This is a genomic window from Streptomyces sp. SID12501, from assembly GCF_010550245.1.
Taxonomy (GTDB): Bacteria; Actinomycetota; Actinomycetes; order Streptomycetales; family Streptomycetaceae; genus Streptomyces.
In genome coordinates this window covers 33202-53396 of the sequence record NZ_JAAGLU010000050.1, presented here as the reverse complement: position 1 = coordinate 53396, position 20195 = coordinate 33202, and the positions used below count along the sequence as shown (strand labels likewise).

Genomic DNA, 20195 nt, shown 5'->3' with positions numbered 1-20195 from the left:
CCCCCGCGGCGGCCCGCCGGCTGTCGCTCCTGCTGGCCGACCGGCCCGGCACCCCCGGCGGCGGTCGCCGGGGCACCGCGCCGGATCTGATGGAGCTGCTGCCCCAGTGGCTCACGGCGGCGAACACGCACGGTTTCGCGGCCCCTTCACAGGCCCTGCCCGCGCTGCTCGACGCTGCCAGGGGGCGTACGGATCTGCGTCCGGCGGCGCTGGCGTTCGCAGGCCCGCGCGCGCTGTGGCTCGCCCGGCTGAACCCGGACTGGCGGTTCGCCCTGCGCTCGACCCCGGGCGGAGGCACGGCCCTGCCCGGGGCAGAGGAGACGGAACGGATCCAACTGCTTTGGCAAGAGGGCCTGTTCGCCGAGCGCGTCTCCCTCCTCGCGGCGATACGCGCGCGGGAGCCCGCAGCCGCCCGGGAGTTGCTGGAGACGACCTGGCCGACGGAGCGTGCCGAGGACCGGCTGATGTTCCTCGACTCGCTCCGCGCGGGACTGCACGCCGAGGACGAGCCGTTCCTGGAGCGGGCGTTGGCAGACCGCAGTCGCAACGTCCGTGCGACAGCGGCGGAGTTGCTGTCCGCGCTGCCGGATTCGGCACTCGCCGCACGGATGGCGGTCCGCGCGGGAGCATGTGTGGCGCTCGACCACATGAACACCGCCGACGGCGACGGCGGCGCTACGAGGGGCGAGCCCTCGCTCATCGTCGAGGCGCCGCACGAATGCGACGCGGGCATGGAGCGCGACGGCGTCGTGGCCAAGGCCCCGGCGGGGCGCGGTGAACGGTCCTGGTGGCTCGGCCAGTTGGTGGAGGCGGCCCCCCTCGGCTCGTGGTCCGGGCGGCTCGGCGGCCGTACGCCGGAGGAGATCGTGGCGCTGTCGGTGGCCGACGACTGGCAGGGCGAGCTGCGCGCCGCATGGTGCCGGGCGGCGGTGCGGCAGCGGAACGCCGACTGGTCCCGGGCGCTCCTCGGCACGCCCTCTACACCCGAGGCCGGCGGGCCCGGGGCGGTGTCCCTGGCGGAGCGGGCGAAGCTGCTCGCCACGCTGGACTCCGCCGAACGGGCCGAGTGGGTGGCGGGGTTCATCGCGACACACGGGCTGTCCGAGGCCTTCCAGCTGCTCGGGGTGTGCGCGGTGCCGTGGGCTCCGCCGCTCGGGCGGGCGGTGGTCGACGCGCTCAATATCGCGCGGGACGCCGGGAGTTACCCATGGAGCTTCAGCGGAGTGATGGGGCTCGCGGAACGCTGCCTTGACCCCTCCGAGGCCGGCCGTCTCGACGGCCTGCTGGCGGTACCCGACGAAGGGGAGGACGCGTCACCGGGCGCCGGAAGCTACTGGGCGGAGGCCTTCCAACGCCTCGTGGGCACGTTGCGCCTGCGCGCGGCGATGGCGGACGAACTGGGGAGCGGAAGAACTGGGGAGCTGAAGGACTGAGGGACTACTCGAACACCCCCTCACCCCCGCACAGTCCCCCGCGCCCACTCCACAACCGAAGCCGTGATCGCCTCGGGCGCACCGCCGAACACCTTGATGTCCGCCGCGTCGTGCTCCCGAAGGAGGTCGATCACGGCCGCGAAGAGCGTGTTGCGGGCGCCGGAAAGGACGGAGAGTCCGATCGCGTCGGCGTCCTCCTGGATCGCGGTGCCGACGATCTGCTCGGGGGTCTGGTGGAGGCCGGTGTAAATGACCTCCATACCGGCATCCCGCAGCGCCCGCGCGATCACCTCGGCTTCGCGGTCGTGACCGTCGACCCCAGGCTTCGCCACCACCACGCGGATCGGACCGGCTGCCACACCCATCGCTGCCTCCATGAAGTGAACGAACGTTATGTCAAGCATCCCGCAACCGGCAGTTTCGCGACGGATTCCGAGGGGGAAATCACATGACGGGACACGTTCACCGCGCACCGGTGGGACCGGCGCGAGGGGAGTCGCATCGAGGTCGTCGCACCACCGCGCCGCGAGCCGCGCGCCGTGGGGGTGCGGTGCGTCGGAGATGGCACGAAGGGCAGTAAGGGCACGACAGCGGGGAGCTTCGTCGCCGTCCGGCAAGGAGCTTCGCCACCCCTTGGCGTCACACACGCCGCACGCCCCACTCGTGCACCACCGCCGACGCCACCACCGACCGCCCTCGTCGCGACCCCCCACGAGGGCACATGGAGGACAGAGAAGTCCTCCCGTGTGCCGACAGGAGGTCGGCCATGAAGGTCATCCGGGCAGCACTGCCCCTGCTTCCGCTCTGCCGGCGCGTCCTGCCGAGCAGCCTGACGGGGCTCTCCGTCGCGCTGCTCAAGGCGACCGCCCTGGAGATCGCGATCCTGGCGGGACATCTGCTCCTCTATCCGTCGGGCATCGTCCAGGAACGCCGGCCCACGGCCACCGACCCCTCCGCACCCCCCGGAGCCCGTACCGCCGCCGCCTCCCCCACCCGCCTGCCGACGGAACCGAAGCCCCCGGTCGTCCTCCTCCACGGCTTCATCGACAACCGCTCCGTCTTCGTCCTGCTGCGCCGGTCCCTCGCCCAGCACGGCCGACAGCAGATCGAGTCGCTCAACTACTCCCCGCTGACCTGCGACATCCGCACCGCGGCCGAGCTGCTCGGCCGGCACATAGAGGAGATATGCAGGCGCACGGGCCAGCCGCGGGTGGACATCGTCGGGCACAGCCTGGGCGGCCTGATCGCGCGCTACTACGTGCAGCGCCTCGGCGGTGACCTCCGCGTCCGGACGCTCGTCACCCTCGGCACCCCGCACTCCGGCACCCGGGTCGTCCCGCTGGCCGACGCGCACCCGATCGTCCGCCAGATGCGCCCCGGCTCGGAGGTCATCGAGGAACTGCGCCTGCCCGCGCCGGACTGCCGTACCCGCTTCGTCAGCTTCTGGAGCGATCTGGACCACGTGATGGACCCGCCGGAGACGGCCTGCGTCGACCACCCGGACCTGTTGGCGCAGAACGTGCAGGTCACCGGCATCGGCCACCTCGCCCTGCCCGTGCACCCCGCCGTCGCGACCGGGATACGACAGGCCCTGGACGAGAGCGACCACTCCCTCACCGCCGTGGCGCAGACCGACCAGGTCCGAGCCGGCGGACTGACCGTGGCGTGAACCCTGTCCCGAAGGCCACCCACAGGCAGCTCAGGACCGCCGAACAGCCATCAAGATTCGAACAATCCTCGAACGCCAGGCCAAACCCGTGCCCGCAGTCCCCCGAAACACGGCCGATTGCCCGTTTCCCGCAGGCACGAAACCTGCGGAAGATTGTCGCGCCCGCGTACCGCCGGGTACAGTCGCCGCACTGCTCTGCCAGCCCCTGCTGTCGAGGCGAAAGAGAAGTTGGTGAACGAACGTCACCCGTCGGGGACCATGACCACCCCGGCTCCGGCTTCCGATGCCGCGACGGCCCATTACGCGTCGTACGGCACACAGGAAGTCCCTTTCGGTGGCTTCACCACGCACGACCCCACCTTCGCCAACGGTTTCGACGCGCGGATGGGCACGGGTACCGGTACCGGTAATTTCGAAACCGACCCGCTCTTCGGCAACATGCCGGGCGAGGACACCACCGGTTCGTACGACAACTCCCAGTGGTCCACGGGTAGTCACCAGACCCTGAACTACGATCCGTACGCGGCCCAGCACCACGCCGCCTACGACACCGGGGTTTACGACACCACCACTTGGGCGCCCGGCTACGAGCAGCTCGCCGGGATCCCCGCGCAGACGCCGCCTCCGGGCGGCGACACCAGCGGCCAGTGGGATGCGAACGCCTGGCTCCAGCCGGAGCAGGCCGGCCCGGCCGACCAGACCCAGCACTGGGAATGGGGCACGCAGGCCTTCGACTCCGGTGTGTACGACGCCACCCAGTGGAACTCGGACAGCGGCCCGGACAGCACGTCCGCCCCGTCCACCGAGTACGACCAGGCGCATGAGCAGGAGTACGACCAGCAGGCCACCGCGATGTTCGAGCAGATCACGGACTTGGCGGACGCACCGGACTACGACCGGCACGCCCTGGCCCACGACGAGTCGGACCCCTTCACCGACGGCGGTCTGCCCGCCGAGGCCCCGTTGCTCGACGGCCAGGAAGAGCTCGCCCCGGGCTCGGTGCCCGGAGCCGGGCGCGCGGCGTCCCGCACGGCGGCGCGCAACGCGGGCCGGTCCCGGCGTCGTACCCCGGCCAAACGTTCCGCCCTGCTGACCATCGCCGTTCCGTCCGCCTGCGTGATGGGGGTCGCGGGTATCGCCGCCGCCTCCGTGGGCGGGATGAACGGTGACAGCGAGCAGAACACGACGACGTCGGCGGCGGACGGTGTCGCCGTGAAGCCGTCCACCGCGAACAACAAGCTGGACTCCCAGCTGGAGAGTCTCTCCGCGGGCGCCGACGACTTCGCCGACCGGGCCAGCCGGACGCAGGAACGTATCGACCTCAAGGCCCAGCAGCTCGCCGACAAGAAGGCAGCGGCGGCGGAAGCCGCCCGCAAGGAGCGGCTGCGCCCGAAGTACGCCCTCCCGGTCGAACAGCGAGGACTCAGCGCCTACTTCGGCCAGGCCGGCATCAACTGGATGTCCGTACACACCGGGATCGACTTCCCCGTCTCGTACGGCACGACGGTGATGGCCGCGACCGACGGCACCGTACGGACGCAGTGGAACAGCGCCTACGGCAACATGATGATCCTGACCGACAAGGACGGAACGGAGACGTGGTACTGCCACCTCTCCACCTACCAGGTCCCGTCCGGTACGACGGTCAAGGCCGGCGATCCCATCGCTTACTCCGGGAACTCCGGCAACTCGACCGGCCCGCACCTGCACTTCGAGGTACGGCCCGCCGGTGGCTCGGCGATCGACCCGCTCCCGTGGCTGCGCAGCCACGGCCTCGACCCGACGTAACCGGCCGCCGCGCCCCTGATGCCCCGATAGGGGCACTCAGGGGCGCGGGGAACTGCGCGACAAGCCCCCACCGGCCCGCAGGCGAATAACCCGCGCCCGAGCGGAGCGCCTAAAGCTTCTCCACCGGCGCGTACCGCAGCAGCAGCCGCTTGGGCTTGTCCTCGCCGAAGTCGACCGTCGCCTCGGCGTTCGAGCCCGTGCCGTTGACACCCACCACGGTGCCCAGCCCGAACTGGTCGTGCGTGACCCTGTCCCCCACCGCCAGCGCGACGACCGGCTTCTCGACACCGCCCCGACGTGTGGCGAAACCGGACGCGCCCGAGGCCGCGGAGCGCGAGCGAGAGGACGCCAACGACGAAAACGACGACGACACCCCGGAGGCCGGGCCCGAGGACGTCGCCGGAGCCATCGCGCCCGTGCGCTTCCACTCCAGATGGGCCGCCGGGATCTCCTCCAGGAAACGCGAGGGCGGGTTGTACGACGGCTGCCCCCACGCACTGCGCAGCGATGACCGCGTCAGGTACAGCCGTTCACGCGCGCGTGTGATGCCGACGTACGCGAGCCGCCGCTCCTCCTCCAGTTCCTTGGCCTGGCCGAGGGCACGCATGTGCGGGAAGACGCCGTCCTCCATGCCGGTCAGGAACACCACGGGAAACTCAAGGCCCTTGGCAGTGTGCAGGGTCATCAGGGTGATGACGCCGGAGCCGTCGTCGTCCTCGTCGGGGATCTGGTCCGAGTCGGCGACCAGGGCGACCCGCTCCAGGAACGCGGCGAGCCCGGCGGGGGCCGGCGGCTCACCGTCCGCGGGCTGGTCGGCCTCGCCCGCTTCCGCTGCCACCACTGATTCCTGCTCGAACTCCAGGGCGACCGCGGCGAGTTCCTGGAGGTTCTCGATCCGGGTCTCGTCCTGCGGGTCGGTCGACGCCTGCAACTCGGCGAGGTAGCCCGTGCGTTCGAGGACCGCTTCCAGGACGGTGGCCGGGCCCGCGCCCGACTCCACGATCGTCCGCAGGTCCTCCATCAGCGTGTTGAACCGCTTGACGGCGTTGGTCGACCGCGAGGCCATTCCGTACGCCTCGTCCACGCGCTTCAGCGCCTGCGCGAAGCTGATCTTCTCGCGCTGGGACAGCGCGTCGATCATCGCCTCCGCGCGGTCGCCGATGCCGCGCTTGGGGACGTTGAGGATGCGGCGCAGCGGCACCGAGTCCTCCGGGTTGGCGAGAACACGCAGGTAGGCCAGGACGTCCCGGACCTCCTTACGCTCGTAGAAGCGGACGCCGCCGACGACCTTGTAGGGCAGGCCTACGCGGATGAAGATCTCCTCGAAGACACGCGACTGGGCGTTCGTCCGGTAGAAGACGGCGACGTCACCCGCCTTCGCGTCGCCCGCGTCCGTCAGCCGGTCTATCTCCTCGGCGACGAACTGCGCCTCGTCGTGCTCCGTGTCCGCGACATAGCCGGTGATGCGGGCACCCGCGCCCGCGTTGGTCCACAGGTTCTTGGGGCGGCGGGACTCGTTGCGCTCGATGACCGCGTTGGCGGCGCTCAGGATCGTCTGCGTGGAGCGGTAGTTCTGTTCGAGCATGATCGTCGTCGCGTCCGCGTAGTCCTCCTCGAACTGGAGGATGTTGCGGATCGTCGCGCCCCGGAAGGCGTAGATCGACTGGTCGGCGTCACCCACCACGCACAGCTCGGCGGGCGGCAGGTCATGCTCGCCCGGCGGTACGTCGGCGTCGTCGCCGGTGTGCTCGGCGGTGCCGACGAGTTCCCGTACGAGCGCGTACTGGGCGTGGTTGGTGTCCTGGTACTCGTCGACGAGGACGTGCCGGAAGCGGCGGCGGTAGTGCTCGGCGACGTCCGGGAAGGCGCGCAACAGGTTGACCGTCGTCATGATCAGGTCGTCGAAGTCGAGCGCGTTGGCCTCACGCAGCCGCGACTGGTACATCGCGTACGCCTGGGCGAGGGTCTTCTCGAAACCGTCGCTCGCCTGGGCGGCGAAGTCCTCCTCGTCGATCAGCTCGTTCTTCAGGTTGGAGATCTTCGCGGTGAAGGACTTGGGCGGGAAACGTTTGGGGTCCAGATCCAGATCGCGGCAGACGAGCGCCATCAGCCGCTTGCTGTCGGCGGCGTCGTAGATGGAGAAGGAGGAGGTGAAGCCGAGTCTCTTGCTCTCCCGCCGGAGAATCCGCACGCACGCGCTGTGGAACGTCATCACCCACATCGCGTTCGCGCGCGGGCCGACGAGGTTCTCGACGCGCTCCTTCATCTCGCCGGCGGCCTTGTTGGTGAAGGTGATCGCGAGGATCTGGCCGGGGTGGACGCCCCGCTCGCCGAGCAGATACGCGATGCGGTGCGTGAGCACACGCGTCTTGCCGGAGCCGGCGCCCGCCACGATGAGCAGAGGGGTGTCGGCGTGCACGACGGCCGCGCGCTGGTTCTCGTTCAGCCCGTCCAGGAGCGCGGCCGGGTCCACCACCGGGCGTGGGGCGCCGTCGCGGTAGTACGCGTCCCGGTCCGGTGGCGCGTCGAACTTCCCGCCGAACAGGTCGTCCGGAACGGGCTCCGGCACATGCTCGTCCTCGGGCGGCGGCGGGGGTTCCTCCTCGCGGGCCCGAGGGCCCTGGAGGTCCGCCAGGAAGCTGTCGTCAAAGAGGCTGCTCATCGCTCTCCGAGTCTAGGCCTCCCCACTGACAGCCCGCCCCCACCCCGAAAACATCCCCCCGGTATCCGCACCGGATGACCGGGCCTGCCAGGACAGCTGGCCCGAAACGGGTCATACGACACAACTTGCCAGCTACCGCCACAGAACATTTCCGGTCAATCGCAAAGAACCATGTTTAGGACCGAGGTCACAAATACGTATCGGGCATAGCGGTCATCAACCTTCACAGGAGCCACACCTGTTGGTTAGCGTGCCGTAAGGCCGCTCGACCCCCACCGGCGAACATCGCCGGGCCGTGCGGCCTCCGCCGAGTCCGATCGTGCCGCCCTGTGCGGCAGGAGCCGGGGACCCACCGAGAACTTGGGGTGAATCGGTCCGACTGCCGTCCAGGGCAAGGACCGTAGGGCAACCCTTCCGAATTACCCGCCCGAACCCGACAGCTAACCCGGTAGGCGGAACGTGGAAGGAGTCGCCTCCCTTGGCGTCGTCGCACCGCAAGTCGCGTCCTACGGGAACGCGCGTAGCAGGCATACGGACCCCCGCCTTCGCCACGACGGCCCTGACCTCCGTCGCCCTGCTGTCCCAGACCGCCAACGCCGCGCCCCAGGCGCCCGCAACACCCCCGGCGCCCTCCTCCGACGACGAGCCGAGCCTGGAGGAGGTCGAGGCGAAGATCGGCGACCTGTACCGCCAGGCCGAGACGGCCACCGACAAGTACAACGGTGCCAAGGAGAAGACCTCCAAGCAGCAGGGGCGCGTCGACGCCCTGACGGACGACGTGGCCCGGCGCACCCGGAGACTCAACGACGCGCGCGAGGAACTGGGTTCAATCGCCGCCGCCCAGTACCGCACCGGATCCGTCACTCCCGACACGACGACGACGTTTCTGCTCGCGGACGACCCGCAGGACTACTTCGACCAGAACCAGCTGATGGATCGCCTGACCACCCGCCAGAAGGACGCCGTCGACGACTACACCACGCAGCAGGCCGAGACGACGCGCAAGCGCCAGGAGGCCGCCGCGAGCCTCGAATCGCTCACGGAGTCCCAGGACCAGCTGCAGACGACCAAGACCGCCGTCCAGACGAAGCTCGTGCAGGCCCGCCGGCTGCTCTCCCGTCTCACCGCGGAGGAGAAGCTTCGGCTCGCGGCGATCGAACGGGAGAAGCAGGCGAAGGCCCACCGCCAGGCGCAGGAACTCGCCGAGCAGCAACAGGCGGCAGAGCAGCAACGCCAACGGGAAGCGGCGGCAGCAGCAGCGCAGCAGTCGACGGGCAGCACCGCCTCGGACACGTCGACGACGGTCCCCGACTCCTCGTACGCCACCAAGGCCGAGAAGGCTCTGACCTTCGCACGCGCACAGGTCGGCAAGCCGTACGTCTGGGGAGCAACCGGTCCGGACTCATACGACTGCTCAAGCCTGACCCAGGCCACGTGGAGGGCCGCCGGAGTCACCCTCCCGCGCACCACCTACGACCAGGTGAACGCGGGCACGACGGTCCCCCTCTCCGGCATCCAACCCGGTGACCTGGTCTTCTTCTACGAGGACGTCAGCCACGTCGGCCTGTACATCGGCAACGGCATGATGATCCACGCCCCGAAGCCGGGTGCGTACGTCCGGGAGGAATCGATCTTCTACGACGGCGAGTCGACGATCCACAGCGTGGTGCGCCCGGCCTGACGCACAGTGTAGGTTCGCATTCGGGTTGTCCCTTTCCTGTTGACGATGGCCTTTGTCCGGCCCAAGGGACAGTGCGGTGAGACGAACTCCTGTCTGATCGTTCTCTCGTCGTTGTGCTGATCCCGGTCTCGTCCTATGCAACCGGTCAGCTGCAGGCACTCGCTGCGGGCCCGGTCGACCGGCATCGCGACGAGCTGTTCGTCCGGCACGGCTGACGGCATCGCGCCACCGGCCGGCTGCTCGATGACCCCGTGCGCGATCGTCGTCCTGCCCACTTGACGTCTAACCTTGTTCAGTAGATCCGCGGGTGGTTGGACACTCCCCGGCCTTGGGGGAACTGTCCGAGGTGAACCGCGCGGTGGACGACCGTCGCCAGCCCCTGGATGTCCTCGGTGAAGGTGTCGACACGGATCCGGCGTCCGCTGCGCAGCCGGTTCTCGCACGTGGAGCCCATGCCGCGAGCGTCGGCGAGCGGCCGGTCGTCACCGCTGGTGGTGCTCACCTGCGTGACGTCCTTCCAGGGGATCACGGTGGCGGTGCCCGCCACCCGGTGGGTGAACCCCCGCTCATGGATGTCGAAGCACTGCTCCCGGGTGCGGAACGCCTGCACCAGGCGCCAGATCCCCAGCCCCCACCCCGCCAGGCCGGCCCCCGAGCAGCAGCCCCGCCGCCTGCGGGCCCCCTTGGTGGTGCCCACCGAGGCGATCGCCACCGGCACCCCGAAGGCTGTGCCCGCCGCCCCGACTCCCAGCCAACTGCCCGCCTGTCGCAGGCGTCGCGCGCCATCGGTGCGGTGCTCCCGCACGAATCCCCCAACTGCCTGGCCGCTTCCGTACGCCTCATCGGATCCCCTCCCGGTTTTGACCACCGCGAACCGTGCCCCCGCCGCCGATCGCGACGATCGTGGTGTCGCACGGCTCGGCTGCACCGTTTCCATAGGTACCCAGCTGTTCGTCCGGTCGGCGAGGGTTGCCTGGGACGCGGTAATCGGCGACCACTCGTGCTTGCCCGGCCGCAGTCTCATCTCGTGCCTGACAGCACGTCACTGCGTGCGTCGTACGAGGGGAGTTCCCATGTCGTCGTTGAAAGCGTCCTCGGTGAAAGCGTTGTCCGCGGAACTGGCCGTGCTGCGGCCCCGCATGGACGCCGTCAGCCTGTCCATCCACGCGCGTCCCGAGCTGAAGTTCGCCGAGTTCCACGCCCGGCAGGTGCTGACCCGCTGGCTCGCCGAGGCGGGCTTCACGGTGACCGCTCCCGCGGGCGGCCTCGACACCGCCTTCGTGGCCCTGCACGCGGGCAGGCGCCCGGGGCCCTGCGTCGCCGTGCTCGCGGAGTACGACGCGCTGCCCGGTGTCGGCCACGGCTGCGGTCACAACCTCATCGCGGCCGGCGGGGCGGCGGCGGCCCTGGCCGTCGTACGGGCGCTGCCCGCGCATCCGGGCACGGTCGCCGTGATCGGCACCCCGGGTGAGGAGATGGGCGGCGCGGGCAAGGTGCGGCTGGCCGATGCGGGGGTCTTCGACGGGGTGGACGCGGCGGTGATGTTCCATCCGGGGGACCGTTGGCTGACCGGCCGGCCCGGGCTCGCGGCGGCGCACCTGCGGGTCGCGTTCACCGGGGTGAGCGCGCACGCATCGGTCTCGCCGTGGCAGGGGCGCAGCGCGCTGGCCGGCGCCCATCTGTTCCTCAACGCCCTTGATGCGATGCGGCAGTTCGTGCCGCCGAGTGCCCGGCTGCACGGCATCGTCGTCGACGGCGGTCAGGCGCCCAACGTGGTCCCCGCACAGGCCGCGGTCGATCTGTACGTCCGGGACCGTACGGCCGCGTCGGCCGAGGCCCTGGTGAAACGGGTGCGGGCCGCCGCGGCGGGGGCCGCGCTCGCCACGCAGACCCAGGTAGAGGTCTCCGAGACCGGGCCCCTGTACGCGGAGCGGCGCAACAACGCCGTTCTCGCGGAGCGGTTCGCCGACGCGGTACGGACGCTCGGCGTGGACATAGGGCCCTACGACCCCGACAGCCCCGCCGGGTCCTCCGACATCGGCAACCTCTCGCAGCTGATGCCGGTCATCCACCCCTACGTCCAGATCGCCGACACCGGTACACCCGCCCACTCCGACCGGATGCGAGAGGCCGCGGCGACGCCCCTGGCCCACGACCGCACACAGGCTGCGGCGACAGGGCTCGCCGAGGTGGTCGCCGCACTGCTCACCAAGCCGGAGGTACTCGTCGCCGCGCGGGCCGAATTCGAGGGGGTGCCGGTGTGAGGAGACCGCCGTACACTCCCGCTCATGTCGGTCGTCATAGTCCTGGAAGGCGCCGCCTGCGACCGGTTCACGGTCACCGTGTCCCCACTCGCCGAGCTGGCCGCCAGCCTGCACGTGCTGACCGGACACGCCCACCACACCGAGCACGCCGACTGGGCCGAGCGGACCAGCACCGCCGCACCGGCCGCCTTCCGGACCGGCCTTGGACGGTTCGCCCCGCTGTGGACGCCGCTGCGCTGGCGCGGATTCTATCCAGGGCTTCCCACGCCGCCGGCGGAGCTCGCGGTGGACCGGTTCGCCGAGCTCATCGCGTACACCTGCGTCAGCGGCTACCGCGCCTACCGCTTCGGCAGGGTGCTCCACGACCGGACACAGGCGCGTGCGCTGCGCCAGGCCGCGTCCGCGCTGCCGGATCCGCACTCCGCCCTCGCCGCGGACCTGCTGCGCGACCCGCAGGCCCTACGCGCCGACCTCCTCGGCTTCCTCGACCTGTGCCGCCGCGTCTACTTCGACGAGCTGTGGACGCACACCGAGCCCGTCCTGTCCCGGGCCGCACACCAGATGCGCCGACGGCTCGCGGACGAGGGACCCGAGGCGGCCCTCCTCTCGCTCAGCCCGTCCAGCGCCCGCCTGGACAGCCCCGCCAGGGTCGTCCTCGACAAGGTGCACCACGCGGTGGTCAGCCCCGCCCGTACGCCGCTGCTGCTGATCCCCACCTGGTACGGCGCCCCGCACCTGCTGGTGAAGGACGAGCCCGGACTGCCCCCCGTCGTGCACTTTCCCATCGACGCCCCTCAGATCGGCGTCACCCTGGCGCGCAGCCGCATGCTGGCACTCACCGATCCGCGTCGGATACGCCTGTGCCGCCTCATCGCACGCCAGGCGATGACCACCGCCGACCTGGCGGACCGGCTGTCGATGACCCGCCCGCAGGTCGCGCGGCATCTGCGCACCCTGCGCGACCTGGGACTCGTCCAGGTGGAGCGCCACGGCCGCTATGTGCACTACGGGCTCGACCTCACCGCCGTCGAACGCATCGGACAGGACGCGGCAACGGCCCTGCAGTACTGAGCAAGGCAAGGAGGTGGTCCGCATGACAGGCCGTTACCCGATCGTCCGCCACCGCGAGCTGCGGCCCCGGTGGCGGTTGAGCGCCTGGCGCGAGCGGCGCCATCCGCTGATCGCCGGGCCCGGTCAGGTTCTCGTGCACGTCGTCGACGGGGCGTACACGACCGAGACGGCCGATCCCGCGCGGTGCACCGCCCTGACCCTGGTCGATGTCCGCCCCGACAGGCGTGTGTCCGCCCGCTGGGAGGTGACGGCGTCCGGCAGTGACTGGGACTTCCCCGTCACGGTGACCTTCCGCTGCACGGTCGTCGACCCCATCGCGATCGTCCGCAGCCGGTGGGACGTGCAGTTCGTCCTCGCCCAGGACCACAGACCATGGAGCCTGATGCGGACACACCCCGTGGGCGACGAGGACGGCCTGCGCCTGGCCCTGACCGCATTGCTCCAAGCGCGACCGGCCCACCAGGACATTGATGGGGTGCGCGTCGAGCTCGCGGAGGTGAGTGTGGGGCCGGCCCGGTTCGTGGTCGTTGACGAGGCGTAGAGCATCGAGGTGACCGCCGGACGCGTACGAACCTGCCGCCTGGCGGCACGATTCTGGGAAACGATCTCGACTTCGGCATCGCCCAGTCGCCGGGTGTCACAGCGCTGACCGAGCCCGGCGCGATCGTCTCCACGCCTGGCTACCACGCCCCCGAGCAGGCCAGAACCGGCGGCGAGGCCGTCGTCTACACGGGCACCTCGCCGACCTGGGTCGCGGCCTGTGCCCACACGCGACAACAGCGAGGAATACCCCCACAGGGCGCGGGCCAAGTGCCGCTCATCGCGCCTGTCGATCACATCGGCGGCTTCGATCACGAGTTTGTACACCGTGATCATCGTGGGCCACAGTCGACCCGCGTCCCCCGCGGTCTTGGGGTTCGCGGCAAGGTCCTTCGCCCGCTCGAAAAGTTCCTCCCGCTCTTCCGGCCCCACGGCCTCACCCTTCGCCCTACTGTCCGACGATGACTTTGTAAGAGCAGCGGCAGCCGGATCCCCAGGGGTCGGTCGGCCGAAGACGACGAGTTTCGACCGGCGCGAGGTGGTCCACAAGACGCATGGATTGGCAGCGGCCTACAAGGGACAAGATCGTGAGACAGAAGTGCCGTGTCCTCCAAACGAGACAGCGGGAAAAGCCCAGTTCGCCGCCACGGAACAGGACATTCCAATTGCGCGCCTACAGCACAGCAAGTTCCGAATAGAGGTGTCGTTGCCCAAATGCCTTGTCATCAACTTGCCGTTCGGACGATCTCCTCCAGAACGAACGACGCATCCGCCGGGAGGCCGTCGCCATCGCGAACCGCTCCGGCGCAGACGACCAGGGCTTTCCAGAGCGCCCAGCCTTGGCCACGCTCCCAGGTCGCCTCGTCTGTCCCTAGCCGATCACGGAACGCGGCCCGGCTCTTGCCGGTCAGCATCGTCCAGGCGATCGACAGATCGCAGGCCGGGTCTCCGACTCCGCAGGTGCCGAAGTCGATGACGGCTGCGAGCGCACCGTCCTTCACCAGAAGGTTCCCCGAGGCCATGTCACCGTGGAACCAGGCTGGCCTACCATCCCACGAGGCTCGCAACGCCCGTTCCCAGATCTCCTCGGCGGCCTCGGTCCGGATCAGGCCGTCCAAGGTCTCCAGGGCTGCCCGGGCCCACCCGTCGTAGGTCGTCAGTGGTCCGCCTCGGAACCAGTTGTGCAGTCCCGGGCCCGGTCCGCCTGTCGGGTCGATCCGCTGCAGAGACACGAGAAACTTCGCGAGGTGGATGGCGGACGCCGTCTCGTCCTCGATGACGGCACGGGCCGCAGGCACGCCACCGATCCACCGATAGACCGACCAGTTGTGCGGAAAACTCTCATCGGGCACGCCTCTGGCCAGCGGAACCGGGACCTCCAACGGCAACGCGGGTGCGAGCACCGGCAGCCACCGGTGCTCCTTCTCCACCGCCAGCGCGTACTCCTCGGCAGTCGGTAGCCGCACCAGCATCTCGTCACCGAGGCGAAAGGTGCAGTTGTCCCAACCCTGTGCATCGACCGGCCGAACCTCAAGGTCGGACCACTGCGGGAACTGCGCGGCGATCAACCTGCCCGCCACCGCGGCGTCGACTGGTTTCCGGTCCGGCAACGGCAAAACCTTGGGCGTCTCGTTCATCGGACGCGACCGTACGACGCCCCATCGGATCACCACAAGCGATTTCCGATCGTCCAGAACTCAGTCCGGGAACTGTCCGTCCCCTGGTCCAAGCGGCTCGAAGCAATGCACCCCAGCCGCTGCCCCGCCAAACGCCGCACCTACTGCACCTACTGCACCTTCAGGGCTACCGAGCCGCCCGGCGCGAACCCCAACACCGCACCACGGCCTGAGGAAACCGACAGATCTGTCGGACGAATCCTCGACAAGATGCCTGGACAGCACGCCAAAACACCAGGTCACGTTCCCGCCGACCGACAAATTGAGCCGCAACCTACACCACAGCGGACGCAAGATCCGGTCCGGTCGGGTCAGGTCCAGAGCACGGCGATGAAGATGTTCGCTGTGGTGAACAAGCCCATCAGGCCGAACAGCCTCTTGCCCACGGTCTCGTCGTCCCGCTTCACGTAGACGAGGCCGAGGATCACGATCGGCAGGGCCAGCTTCACGCCGATCTTGACGTTGTCGACCGGCTGGCCGTCGGCCTGGTTGAGGCCCACCAGGGCGACACCGGTGACCAGCATGGTGAACGCGCCGTGCAGCATCGCGGGCACGAAGCGGGCCGTGGCCTGCCCCATCGCCTTGAGCTGGGTGAGAAATCCGCCCAGGAGCGAGGCGATGCCGATGATGTGCAGGCCGACGAAGAGATGGATGAGTACGTCCTTGACATCCTCCCCCTCCTGAAGGAGGGGGATTCCTACGGCTCGCGCCGTGGGATTTTCTGCTTCATCGCCGACTGCCCGCCCGGAGTGCTCCGTTGAGGTCTTACACCGGCTCCACAGACAGACACCGAGAGCCCCTCGGCCAGAATGTTCTTCGCCGCGTTTACGTCCCGGTCGTGGGCCGTCCCGCAGTTGTCGCACGTCCAGGTACGGACGTTCAGCGGCATCCTGCCTCGCAAGGTGCCGCAGTGGGAACACAACTTGGACGAGGGGAACCACCGGTCCACGGCGATCACCTCACGCCCGTACCAGCCTGCCTTGTACTCCAGCATGGACCGCATCTCGGTCCAGCTCGCGTCCGAGACGGCTCGGGCGAGCGAGTGATTCCTGACCATGTTGCGTACGGTCAGGTCCTCGATCACGATCGTTTGGTTCTCACGAACGAGTCGGGTGGTCAACTTGTGCAGGAAATCCCGGCGCCGGTCGGAGATCCGGGCATGGACCCTGGCGGCCTTGCGCCGGGCCTTGGCCCGGTTGGTCCCATCCCCCTTGGCCTTACGGGCAAGGTCGCGCTGAGCCCTGGCGAGCCGGACGCGGTCCTTACGCTCGAACTTCGGGTTGGCGATCTTCTCCCCGGTGGAGAGGGTCACCAGGCTGGTGATTCCGGCGTCGATACCCACGGCCGTGTTCACCGGCGCGGACATGGTCGGCCTGTCGTCGCACAGCATCGAGACGAACCAGCGCCCTGCCGCATCCTGGGACACGGTCACGGTGGACGGTGCCGCACCCTCGGGGAGGGGACGCGACCACACGATGTCCAGCGGATCGGCCATCTTCGCGAGCGTCAGCCTGCCGTCACGGAAACGGAAGCCGCTGGTGGTGTACTCGGCGGACTTCCGCGACTTCTTCCGGCTAAGGAGATCTGATGAGCCCGGAGCCTAGTCAGCGGCGCCCGCGCCGTACGACACCGGGCCGGGTGCAAGACGTTCGCGAGGCGTACGCGCGGCGCCCTGAGACCTCACATATATGCACCCCATAGCACCGGGTCACCCCCACGTGTCCCGTGAACCTCCGCATCGGTCAGCCGTCTGCGTGAAGTCGGCGGCGCCGGAACTGGATCACGGTCGCATGCGGTCACCCGGTGATCGGCTCAGGCCAGTTCCGTACATGGCGTTACCCCCACGCCCCACTCAGGTTTAGCGTCCTCCACCAGGTGCCCGGCTCCCCACCGCCGCCCGGGCCAGGGGCGGCAGTCGGACACCACCGCCGAGAAAGTCCGGCGGCGGACCGCTCCCCCTGTGCGAGCCGTCGCCGGACGCGCAACCGCCCTCCTGGGTCCGCTTCCCAGGCAGTCCCCCGGCGGTAGTCGCAACGGCGGCCGTACGAAAGGACGTGACACCCCGGTGGCAGCGCACCGCAAGCCCCGACAGCGCTCGCTCAACGGCCATACGGCCCGCACCGCCGCGACGATCGCCCTCGCGGGCGCGGCGACGGCGACCGGCTTCGACGGCATCGGGTACGCCGAACCACAGCTGACCTCCGCGCAGGTAGAGGCCAAGGTGCACAAGCTGTACGAGGAGGCGGAGGTCGCCACCGAGAAGTACAACGGCTCGAAGGAGAAAGCCGAGCGGGCGGAGCGACGGCTGGGAACCCTGCGGGACGAGGCGGCACGCAAGGAGGAGCGGCTCAACTCGGCGCGGGAAGCGCTGGGTTCGATGGCCGCGGCACAGTACCGCTCCGGCGGGCTCGACCCCGCGCTGCAACTCGCCCTCTCCGAGGACCCGGGCGGCTATCTGGACGGCGCCGCGTTCGCCGAACGGGCGGGCAGCAGACAGGCGTCGAACGTGACCCGGGTACGCGAGCAGCTGCGGGAGATCGAGCAGCTGCGCGGGGCCGCCCATGTCGAACTGACCTCCCTCAAGGCCCGCCAGGCCGAGCTGAACCGCCACAAGAAGACCGTGACGGGAAAGCTGGGTGAGGCCCGCCGACTGCTGTCCCGCCTCACCACGGAGGAACGCGCCCGGCTCATGGCGGAGGGTGACAGTGGCAGCGGAGGCTGGGGCGCGGAGCATGCCTCACGGTCGTCGGGGGGTGCCCGGGAGGGTCTGGGGGCGCTGGGGACAACTGGAGCGGCTGGGGCGTCCGGCGCTTCCGGGGCCTCCGGGACTTCCGGAGTGGCCCAGGCGCCCAACTCTCGTGCGGCGGCGGCTGTCTCCTACGCCTACCAGAAGCTCGGCAGCCCCTACGTCTGGGGCGCCACCGGGCCGGACGCCTTCGACTGCTCGGGCCTCATCCAGGCCGCGTACCGCTCCGCGGGCCTCTCCCTGCCCCGCACCACCTACGCCCAGATCAACGCCGGCCAGCGTGTCTCACAGTCCGAACTCCTCCCCGGCGACCTGGTGTTCTTCTACTCGGGCATCAGTCATGTGGGCATCTACGTGGGCCACGGCCAGATGATCCACGCCCCGAACCCGTCGGCACCGGTACGGGTGGCGCCTCTGGGCGAGATGCCGTTCGCGGGAGCCACGAGGGTGGTGTGAGGCAGTGCCTGGCCCTGGCCTAGACGAGACGCCGTGCCGTGGCCCACCGCGTCAGCTCGTGCCGGTTCGACAACTGGAGCTTCCTGAGCACTGCCGACACATGCGACTCCACCGTCTTCACGGAGATGAAGAGCTGCTTGGCGATCTCCTTGTACGCGTAGCCCCTGGCGATCAGCCGCAGTACCTCTCGCTCGCGCTGGGTGAGGCGGTCGAGGTCCTCGTCCACCGGCGGGGCGTCCGTGGACGCGAACGCGTCAAGGACGAACCCGGCGAGGCGCGGCGAGAACACCGCGTCGCCGTCCTGGACACGGAAGATCGAGTCGACGAGGTCCGTGCCGGTGATCGTCTTGGTGACGTATCCCCGCGCGCCGCCGCGGATCACGCCGATGACGTCCTCCGCGGCATCCGAGACGGACAGCGCCAGGAAACGCACCGGCTGGGTCGCGTCGGCCATCAACGGGGCGCAGCGGCGCAGGACTTCGACACCGCCACCGCCCGGCAGATGGACGTCGAGGAGGACCACCTCGGGCCGGGTGGCGGTGATGACGGTGACCGCCTGGTCGACGTCGGCGGCCTCGCCGATCACCTCGACGCCGGTCCGCTCGGTCTCCCCGATCTCGGCCTGAACACCCGTACGGAACATACGGTGGTCGTCGACGAGCACCACGCGCACCCGCCGCCCGCCCGCGTCACCACTGCCGCCGCCGACGGCGGCGGACTCGCCGGCCTGTCCGGCCACGGCAGCCGCCGTCGGCTCGGCAGGTGCTGTCGGTTCGCCCGACTCCGCCGAACCGGCCGACCCGGTCTGCCTGTTGTCCCCGTGCGCCTCGCTCATGACGTGCTCTCCGCCCTCTCCATCTCCAGCTCGACCTCCGTGCCGCCGCTCGGTACCGCGCGCAGTCGCGCCGTACCGCCGTGGCGCTCCATGCGGCCGATGATCGATTCTCTGACGCCCATGCGGTCGGCGGGTATGGAGTCGAGGTCGAAGCCGGGTCCGCGGTCCCGGACGGACACGAAGACCGTCCTGCCCTCGACCTCGGCGTAGACCTGCACCGCGCCGCCTTCGCCACCGTACTTGGCGGCGTTCACCATCGCTTCCCTCGCGGCCTGCATCTGTGCGCCGGTTCTGTCGTCGAGCGGGCAGTCACCGACGACCACCACCTCTATGGGGACGCCGTGTTTGTCCTCGACCTCGGCAGCGCTGCGCCGCACCGCCTCGGCGAGGGTGCCGGGTTCGTCGTCCTCTTCCTTTCCGGTGCCCTCCGGTTTGTAGAGCCAGTTGCGCAGCTCGCGCTCCTGGGCGCGGGCTAGGCGGCGCACCTCGTTCGCGCTCTCCGCGTTGCGCTGGATCAGGGTCAGGGTGTGCAGCACCGAGTCGTGCACATGAGCGGCGACCTCCGCACGCTCCTGGGCGCGAATGCGCATCAGGCGCTCCTCGGAGAGGTCCTGGGTCATCCGGACGAGATACGGACCGGCGAGCAGCGCTGTCCCGACCAGCACCGCGAGCGCTGCCTGCAGGACCGAGCCGAGGTGCGCGGCGGAGCCCTGCAGGACGAAGACGCCGGACACGCCCGCCGTGACCAGCATGACGCCCGCCGCGGCCCGGACGAGGGTGAGTGTTCGCCGACGGCTGCCGACCTCCATCCAGCGGGCCCGCCGCGCGTTGTCCGCCTGGCGCCAGACCAGGGCGACGCCGGCGGCGACGAGCACGGTCGGGAACAGATAGGCCTTGGCGCCTCCGCCGAGATTCACATTGCCGACGAAGACCATGGCCACGACGACCATGAGGAGCAGGGCGACGATCTGCCCCTTGTCCGGCTTGCGGGCGACGAGTCTGCGGCGGCCGTCGGGCGAGGTCTCGGTGCTGACGAGGGACGGGGGCCGCTGGGCCTCGACGCCGCCGACACCGAGCGGGACGAAGAACCAGAAGGCCGCATAGAGCAGCGCACCGAGTCCGTCCGCCATGAACAGGCCGACGAACATGAGGCGCAGCCAGATCACGGGCAGCCCGAGGTGCCCTGCGAGCCCTCGCGCCACGCCTCCGAGCCAGCGTCCGTCGCTGCTGCGGTAGAGCTTGCGCGGGGGCCGCGGTTCGACGAGTGGCAACGCTGCGGCTTCCGGCATGCCATCGATATTCACACGCTCGGCGGACCCGGGCATCAGGGTCGGCCCCCGAGACGCCCCTGATCTTCGAGCCCGCCTGCCGTCG

Annotated in this window: 15 protein-coding genes, 1 pseudogene and 1 riboswitch; of the genes and pseudogenes, 8 read left to right on the top strand and 8 right to left on the bottom strand. The window is 69.9% G+C overall.

All coding sequences use genetic code 11. The features are described from left to right. On the top strand, positions 1-1433 hold a 1433-nt coding region (locus tag G3I71_RS40160), incomplete at its 5' end, for a DUF5691 domain-containing protein (RefSeq protein WP_164322992.1). Between the two features lie 20 nt (positions 1434-1453). Here the strand turns inward: G3I71_RS40160 and G3I71_RS40155 are convergent. Next, positions 1454-1798: a cobalamin-dependent protein gene (locus tag G3I71_RS40155; protein WP_164322990.1), complete on the bottom strand. Its 345-nt coding sequence runs from the start codon at positions 1796-1798 to the stop codon at positions 1454-1456. Positions 1799-2199: 401 nt separating this feature from the next. On the opposite strand from G3I71_RS40155, the gene G3I71_RS40150 reads away from it, so the two are divergent. Both G3I71_RS40150 and G3I71_RS40145 read left to right on the top strand, forming a co-directional pair. After that, on the top strand, positions 2200-3102 hold the full coding sequence (locus G3I71_RS40150) for a triacylglycerol lipase (protein WP_164322988.1): 903 nt from the start codon (positions 2200-2202) through the stop codon (positions 3100-3102). A 231-nt stretch (positions 3103-3333) separates the two neighbouring features. Next, entirely contained in the window at positions 3334-4890 is a 1557-nt protein-coding gene (locus G3I71_RS40145) for a M23 family metallopeptidase (RefSeq protein ID WP_343243219.1), read from the top strand. Between the two features lie 109 nt (positions 4891-4999). Here the strand turns inward: G3I71_RS40145 and pcrA are convergent, their stop codons facing one another. After that, positions 5000-7552: a DNA helicase PcrA gene (gene pcrA / locus G3I71_RS40140; protein WP_164322986.1), complete on the bottom strand. Its 2553-nt coding sequence runs from the start codon at positions 7550-7552 to the stop codon at positions 5000-5002. Positions 7553-7847: 295 nt separating this feature from the next. Further along, a riboswitch (cyclic di-AMP (ydaO/yuaA leader) is annotated at positions 7848-8023 on the top strand. Between the two features lie 7 nt (positions 8024-8030). Between pcrA and G3I71_RS40135 the strand changes: the two genes are divergently transcribed. After that, the gene (locus G3I71_RS40135; RefSeq protein WP_164322984.1) at positions 8031-9233 is read left to right on the top strand and encodes a C40 family peptidase; all 1203 of its coding nucleotides are present in this window, start codon (positions 8031-8033) and stop codon (positions 9231-9233) included. A gap of 292 nt (positions 9234-9525) precedes the next feature. Here G3I71_RS40135 and G3I71_RS40130 read toward each other — a convergent pair whose 3' ends face one another. Continuing rightward, positions 9526-10038, bottom strand: a complete 513-nt coding sequence (locus G3I71_RS40130; protein ID WP_239149635.1) for a hypothetical protein — start codon at positions 10036-10038, stop codon at positions 9526-9528. Positions 10039-10306: 268 nt separating this feature from the next. On the opposite strand from G3I71_RS40130, the gene G3I71_RS40125 reads away from it, so the two are divergent. Genes G3I71_RS40125 through G3I71_RS40115 form a run of 3 tightly spaced genes read left to right on the top strand, consistent with a single transcriptional unit; the run spans position 10307 to position 13109 of the window. Continuing rightward, positions 10307-11497, top strand: coding sequence for an amidohydrolase (locus tag G3I71_RS40125; protein WP_164322982.1), 1191 nt, complete (start codon positions 10307-10309; stop codon positions 11495-11497). A gap of 24 nt (positions 11498-11521) precedes the next feature. Then, entirely contained in the window at positions 11522-12568 is a 1047-nt protein-coding gene (locus G3I71_RS40120) for a DUF5937 family protein (protein ID WP_164322980.1), read from the top strand. 22 nt (positions 12569-12590) lie between these two features. Beyond that, entirely contained in the window at positions 12591-13109 is a 519-nt protein-coding gene (locus G3I71_RS40115; protein ID WP_164322978.1) for a hypothetical protein, read from the top strand. Between the two features lie 724 nt (positions 13110-13833). Here the strand turns inward: G3I71_RS40115 and G3I71_RS40110 are convergent. The 3 genes and pseudogenes from G3I71_RS40110 to G3I71_RS40100 form a co-directional block, all read right to left on the bottom strand. Next, positions 13834-14745 (bottom strand): aminoglycoside phosphotransferase family protein, encoded by a 912-nt coding sequence (locus G3I71_RS40110; protein ID WP_164322976.1) that lies wholly within the window; start codon positions 14743-14745, stop codon positions 13834-13836. Between the two features lie 350 nt (positions 14746-15095). Continuing rightward, on the bottom strand, positions 15096-15479 hold the full coding sequence (locus G3I71_RS40105; protein ID WP_164323002.1) for a hypothetical protein: 384 nt from the start codon (positions 15477-15479) through the stop codon (positions 15096-15098). Between the two features lie 2 nt (positions 15480-15481). Further along, positions 15482-16360: pseudogene (locus tag G3I71_RS40100) on the bottom strand (RNA-guided endonuclease InsQ/TnpB family protein); the annotation flags it as partial. Positions 16361-16849: 489 nt separating this feature from the next. Here G3I71_RS40100 and G3I71_RS40095 point away from each other — a divergent pair. Next, positions 16850-17986, top strand: coding sequence for a C40 family peptidase (locus tag G3I71_RS40095; RefSeq protein WP_164322974.1), 1137 nt, complete (start codon positions 16850-16852; stop codon positions 17984-17986). A 19-nt stretch (positions 17987-18005) separates the two neighbouring features. Here the strand turns inward: G3I71_RS40095 and G3I71_RS40090 are convergent, their stop codons facing one another. Further along, the gene (locus G3I71_RS40090) at positions 18006-18821 is read right to left on the bottom strand and encodes a response regulator transcription factor (protein WP_203732600.1); all 816 of its coding nucleotides are present in this window, start codon (positions 18819-18821) and stop codon (positions 18006-18008) included. After that, the gene (locus G3I71_RS40085; protein WP_239149634.1) at positions 18818-20110 is read right to left on the bottom strand and encodes an ATP-binding protein; all 1293 of its coding nucleotides are present in this window, start codon (positions 20108-20110) and stop codon (positions 18818-18820) included. The genes G3I71_RS40090 and G3I71_RS40085 overlap by 4 nt, the downstream gene beginning before the upstream one ends. Between the last annotated feature and the right edge of the window lie 85 nt (positions 20111-20195).